Source organism: Caenibacillus caldisaponilyticus, from assembly GCF_002003465.1.
Classification (GTDB): domain Bacteria; phylum Bacillota; class Bacilli; order Bacillales; family Sporolactobacillaceae; genus Caenibacillus; species Caenibacillus caldisaponilyticus.
In genome coordinates this window covers 1-6,057 of the sequence record NZ_BDDQ01000082.1, presented here as the reverse complement: position 1 = coordinate 6,057, position 6,057 = coordinate 1, and the positions used below count along the sequence as shown (strand labels likewise).

The following is a 6,057-nucleotide window of genomic DNA, read 5'->3' as shown; positions in this document are numbered from 1 at the left end:
TAACTTTTCGCTATTGAACACCCCATCCTCTAACATTCGTTTTTGAAGATACTCTTTAAATGGATCTAACTTGCTTTTTCTTTGTTTTCGCTTAGATTTGGAAGGGGGATTGGGGGAGTGAATATATTTTCGAACGGTTTTCCGATCAATCCCCAACTCCCTCGCAATATCGGAAATACTCATTCCCCTTTCATACATCTCTTTGATCATAAAAAATTCCCCTCTCGTAATCACGAACCATAGCTCCTCTCATTGACACTATGGTTCTATTGTAAGTGGGGAATTTTATTCCGGCTATATTGGGGATTTTATCATCGGCTTTAACATCTCCCAATAGTCTTCAAAACGGGAGACATTTTTTTGCTCAATTTTATTTGAGACCTGTGAATGAACATCCGAAGTCATCTGCATACTTCCATGACCTAACCTTTCTTAAACATATTTCACATCAGCGCCGGCTTCTAAAAGTAAAACAGCATGTGTATGACGCAGAGAGTGAATTGGTATTTTAGGTTGACCTGCCCGCTTACAGATCCTCTCAAATGCATTGAATAGAGATGACTTAGCCACAGGGTTGTCATCGTTTCGGAAAAGAACACAGGTTCAAATCATGCCGATAAAATATCATTCAACGCTTTTTTGTTTTGATTTTGATAATCTAAGTGATACCTCAAATCATTTAATAGAGAAAACTGATGATTATTGTTCGCGTTGAATGGTACGTTTTTGAATCGCTGAACAATTCATCGTCGCTTTTAGCTGTAGCGGGAGCTCGCTCGGTGTCTTCATGTCGATCACGAATAATCTCCAAAGCTGAAAAGGGAAAGCTCGAGCTTGTCGATCATCACGACGCAAATGTCGCACAGCTGAGTTATAATCGGTTTGAGCACAAGCTGAAAGAAACGATGAAATCGTATCGGGGGTTGGTTGCATGATTGAAGTCAAGATCGATGAAAACAAGTTTAGAGAGCTTTATTTACAAAAACTCGAAGAAAAGATGAAAGAAATCGACGCGGAGTATGTTTTTTGGGATTCAAGAGAATTGAAACGACGAACCTGCATGAGTTGGAACACTATACAGAAGGAATTCTTCTTCGATCCGCGTTTTCCAAAATATAAAGTCGGCGGCAAGTGGATGTTCCCAGCAAAAGAAACGCGTGACTTTTTGCTCGCATGGTTGAAAGAAAGGGGGTAATCAAATGGGCAGCTAACATGTTTGGTTCATTAGGGTAGGGAAGTTGCAGAATTCGGCGAGATATCCAAGGCTTTCTCATACGAGAAAAAGAAAAATCCGCCGTCAAAAAACAGCGGAAAATAAATATTGCAAATGACAAAAATCCACACATACAGATTACCACGACAAAACAAGGAGAGACAACCCGACGTATCAAAACCGGAGAGCGAAAATTGACGAAAGGGATGAAGCGATTGATTCGGTTCACAGTCTATGGTTAGCCCATCGCACAGGGACGACCACGATTCACAGTAACAAAAGGGCATGTGAAAACCTGCGATCCTACCCAGTTACGAGAATAAAAGAATTACGTGAAATTTGTGCGAGCAATGATAAGCTCGAAAAACCTTTTAGGGTGCAGTCGCCCTCCATGTGGTTGTCTATCGCAGTATAGCAAGAAAAAGCATAAGTAAGCTGAAAAAGGAAAATTTCGACCGACAACGAAGTCCGATCTGGACAACTTTTTGAAGTCATGATGGGTATTTTCTGACGTGATGATAGCCAAACGGTTAGTTTCATCGTTAACAAATGGTATAGCGAGAAACCCCGTGTAAAAATCAAAACAATTCCATTGTAGAATGATTAAACGCGGAACTTTGAAACCAAAACTTGGTTCGGTCGAATAACAATGAAAGATGAATCATGAAAAATTAAAAGACTGTGCAAGTAAAACATCAACAAGTAAAACATCAAAATGAAAAATTAATGCTTGGATTGTACCGTACATTCAGATTGATATAATGGAAGAAAATCAAGATTTTTCCATTGTTGTAATGGAGAGATATTCAAGCAGAGATAAAAACGAGGGAAGACAACCAACATCATCGAAAAGAAAGGATGAAGAGAATGTGTTGCAATGAGGGGTTTCGGAGGACCTATATATTAAATGAAATATTAATAAATATAATATTTTAGAAAAATAACTTAGAGGGTAAGTTGAAAGAAAAATTAATGGGAGAGGAGCATATGGAACGTTTAGAGAAGCCGTATTATCGAAAGCTCAAAAAAACGTTGACATCGTTGGTCGCAGGTCTTGTACTTGGAACAGGGGTGTTAGGCATTAATGGGAGCCACGTGCCGTTGATCCAAACACCAATAGCTGAAGCCCAAACGCAAACAGTATATATCGTAACTGCCAGCGCATTGAATGTGAGAAAGAGTGCAACAACAAGATCGAAGAGGATCGGGTTGGTCTACAAAGGGAATCATTTATCGGTTATAGGTAAGACATCCAATGGCTGGTATAAAATCAACTATAAAGGAAAAACCGGCTATGTTAGTGGGAAATACGTCAAAACGATAAAAAGCTCATCCTCCACTACAAAGACAAAAATTTTAAACGTTCCCGTCATCAAGCAACGGCCTGAATTGCCTTCGGGATGCGAGGCGACCGCTTTGGCAATGGCGCTCAATTACTACCATATCAAAGTAAGCAAAATAACCATAGCCAAACAGATGCCTTATGATAGAACGCCTTTGAAGAGGTATTCCAACGGTCAAATAAAGATTTGGGGAGACCCGTCCAAAGGTTTTGTCGGCACCCCGTTCGGGAACGGCTACACCATTTACCCGAACGCTTTAAAGAAAACGGCAGACCGATATAGAAAAAGCACCGATTTGACCGGTTCCGATTTCAGTAAGGTGGAACAGGCGGTCAAGAGCGGAAAACCGACTTTGGTTTGGTTTACGATCAACTACAAAATGCCTTTAAAACGGTATTGGAAAACGCTGACCGGAAAAACGATTTATGCCCCCCATCCTCTGCATTGTATTGTCGTTACGGGCATCGATAGCAAATATGTTTACTTTAACGATAGCGAATCCGGTAGAAAAAACGTGAAATTGGCAAAATCACAATTTATAAAGGTGTACAACGCCATGGGTAAACGCGCGTTGGTGATTAATTAATACGAGCACCTGAAACACTCATTCGCCCAATCCATGGGATGGTTTGATCTGAATAAGTGATGCTCTATCTTTTCTTCAATTGAGTTTAGGCACCTGTGAGGTTAATAAGAAATAATGTACTCTATCCGAGTAATAAAACCCGGGTTATCCCTGGTTTTATATCCAGTGCCTATTCTAATCCGAACTACAAGAAAGAATGGGATTTTTCGCAAGGTGAATGCGTTTTAAAAGTTGGAAAATATGACAGCACGACTGGAACAAATGATGCTTTAAGTTTAGTAGTGTAGGAGATGAAAAGGCGCCATTAACGATGCTGCAACCTTAAAAGTCTATGTGACAGATGCTTATTCCGCAACGACACCAACGGAGCTATGGTCACATTCTCAGTAGAAGTGTAAATTTTAAATCTCATTATTAACAAAGAAGCCACCGAGTACAATTTACAAGTACTGGCTCATTTTCAGATTCATCTTCCTTCGTCCCCTTCGAGTTGATATAAAATGTAAAATGTTTTATAATAATATAATAGATTGACATGTCAATAAATTAAAGGTTAAAATAATTATAATTTTGGGTTAAAGGGCAATAAAAATGAAAAATGTTAGTCTGTTTCTGAAGCCCTTTTTAAGTTTTATTTTAGCTGGTTTAATACTCGGCTACTTGATATTTGACGTTATATTCAATAATCCTCAAGTCTTCAAAGACATCTTTGAATTAGCCATAGTCATGGGGCTTGCTTCAGGGATATACAGCTTAATTAAAAAAAACGGGACGACTAATCAAGCATAAATCGTGAAGAAAAGAGGGTGTTCCAAAAGCATAACGTTTGAGGACACACCCTCTTTCTTTGTACAAACAAAAAATCGCCCTTTTAAGAATCGCCCCTTAGAAGGGGATTATCCCATACATTTGGCTTGACGCAACCTTTCCGAAAGTTTGGAAAGGGCGAGCGTGTACAGGCCATGGCGTTTGTGATCGCCATTGGCGTCAAAAATACTGGAGAACGGGAAGTTTTGGGGGTTGATTTGGGAACGAGCGAGGCTGGCGCGTTTTGATCGACGTTTTTGCGGAGTCTGGTCGCCAAGGGGGCTGCGCGGCGTTAAACTTGGCCATAAGTGATGCGAATAAAGAGTTTCGGGCGGTCATAAAGGCCGTTTTGGTAGAATCCGCTTGGCAAAACTCACTGGCGGCCAGAGACTTTTGGACCCAACATTTATCCTTCAAAAATAAATCTTGTCGCTAAGTCGAGGCACTCGATCAATTTACATCACTTGGCGGGACACTGCCTTAGAAAGTAACTTTAAGGGAGGATTTAGATTAACAAATGTTAAGTATTCATGAAATCATTTCACGAATAATAAACGAGGTTAAATATAATAGAAATAGTGAAAGTAGTATTTTAGATCTATTTGACGAATTATTTGAACTTGAGGACGAATTATATGAGAAAAGTAATGAAATTATAGAAAGATCAGTACTGGATATCTATCCATTTCAAATAAATGATAACGACAAATTTAAACAAATAGAAATTAGCTATAGTCTCATCAAAGCCTTCCCGATAGCATGTTAAAAAAATATAAGAAGGAAGAGAATAAATTTGTAAATTTTTTAAAAATGTTATGCTGAAATCATGTGACTTTTATGCCTGTATAGTTAATGAGAACTTATTAAATGAGGCAACGGATTCCTACCATATGGAAAACTGGTCAGTTATTGATAAATATTAATGATAAAATAAAACTGTTCACCTAATAGAAAACTATGATTTCCTTAAAGCCCTTGTAAGCTTAAGTGTATCTGATTTTATAAGCGTTTATTTTGTTATACCCGAGTTGTTTTATTATCGATTTATTATTGCGTTTCTTTAGACATTTCTGTTAAAATTTATAAAAGATATTCAGTAGGCTAGAAGCATGATCGTGGCTGTGTTTTTCATCGTTGCAATACTCGTCTCCGTTAGTGTTTTTGCGTTCTTTTTCCGTCGCTTATTGATATCCATCTTAGACTATTTAAAGTGCTGACTTGAATGTCAGTGCTTTTGATTTTCAGCAAAGTCTTGAAAATCAACATTCCAAATAAGTCTTTGGGTGTGTATAGTCTTAACTTACATGATCGATAAAAGGCGGATTTTCATCTTAATTTTAGATAATTCGTTATCGAAAAATTGATAATCAATCTGGAGTGGGTCTAATGAAAGGGACCAAATGGAACATCAGTGATCGAATAGGAAAGACTAAAAAAGAAAAGGTTCTCAATTTGATACAAAGTGTTTTGTTCCTTTGGTTGATATATTTAATCATACGGGATGGACTTTTTGAATCATCATTTAATATTTTCTTCTTTTTGGTCATAGTATTGTTGATGCTAGTATAGTTTCATGGACACCCTTTAGTGAAATATAATATTAACGAAGGGATGTGTCCTGATATGGGTAACACAAGCGAAAAACGTAAAAGTTATAATGCTGAATTTAAAGAAATGGTGGTTGAGCTTTATCAAACTGGAACACCAGTAAAACAGATCTGCAGCGAATATGGCCTGTCTGAAACGACAATCTACAAATGGATCAGAAAACAAAAACCGGTTAAGCTGGATGACGGGAGCTCTTTTACCCCAGAAGAATTTCTGAACCTGCAAAAAGAATTGCACCGGCTGAAAGAGGAAAACGAAATCTTAAAAAAAGCTATGGCCATATTCGCAAAGAAGTAGATCAAACCACTGTTATATCCATGATTGACGAGATAAGAGCCAAACACCATTATGACCTTAAAACCATGTGTACGGTCCTTGGCGTGCCGAGAAGTACCTACTATCAATCCAAACAAAAAAAAGAGTCAAAAACAAAACGGGAAAACCGGGAGTTGACAGACAGAATACGAAAAATCCATACGGAAAGCAAGCAGAGGTACGGA

The 6,057-nt window shown here is 38.2% G+C and carries 5 protein-coding genes and 1 pseudogene; 4 read left to right on the top strand and 2 right to left on the bottom strand.

All coding sequences use genetic code 11. The annotated features are described in order from the left end of the window. A partial coding sequence (locus CCB157_RS15975; protein WP_032101738.1) for a helix-turn-helix domain-containing protein occupies positions 1 to 234 on the bottom strand: 234 nt, incomplete at its 3' end. Positions 235 to 432: 198 nt separating this feature from the next. Next, on the bottom strand, positions 433 to 570 hold the full coding sequence (locus CCB157_RS18405; protein ID WP_369688691.1) for a tyrosine-type recombinase/integrase: 138 nt from the start codon (positions 568 to 570) through the stop codon (positions 433 to 435). Positions 571 to 931: 361 nt separating this feature from the next. Between CCB157_RS18405 and CCB157_RS15965 the strand changes: the two genes are divergently transcribed. From CCB157_RS15965 to CCB157_RS15935, 4 genes and pseudogenes are all read left to right on the top strand, one after another. Next, positions 932 to 1,195: a group-specific protein gene (locus CCB157_RS15965; protein WP_077616831.1), complete on the top strand. Its 264-nt coding sequence runs from the start codon at positions 932 to 934 to the stop codon at positions 1,193 to 1,195. Positions 1,196 to 2,170: 975 nt separating this feature from the next. After that, positions 2,171 to 3,142, top strand: a complete 972-nt coding sequence (locus tag CCB157_RS15960) for a C39 family peptidase (RefSeq protein WP_077616830.1) — start codon at positions 2,171 to 2,173, stop codon at positions 3,140 to 3,142. An 870-nt stretch (positions 3,143 to 4,012) separates the two neighbouring features. Further along, positions 4,013 to 4,319 (top strand): annotated as a pseudogene (locus tag CCB157_RS18130) (transposase); the annotation flags it as partial. Between the two features lie 1,253 nt (positions 4,320 to 5,572). Next, entirely contained in the window at positions 5,573 to 5,854 is a 282-nt protein-coding gene (locus tag CCB157_RS15935; RefSeq protein ID WP_042512428.1) for a transposase, read from the top strand. Positions 5,855 to 6,057 lie beyond the last annotated feature (203 nt).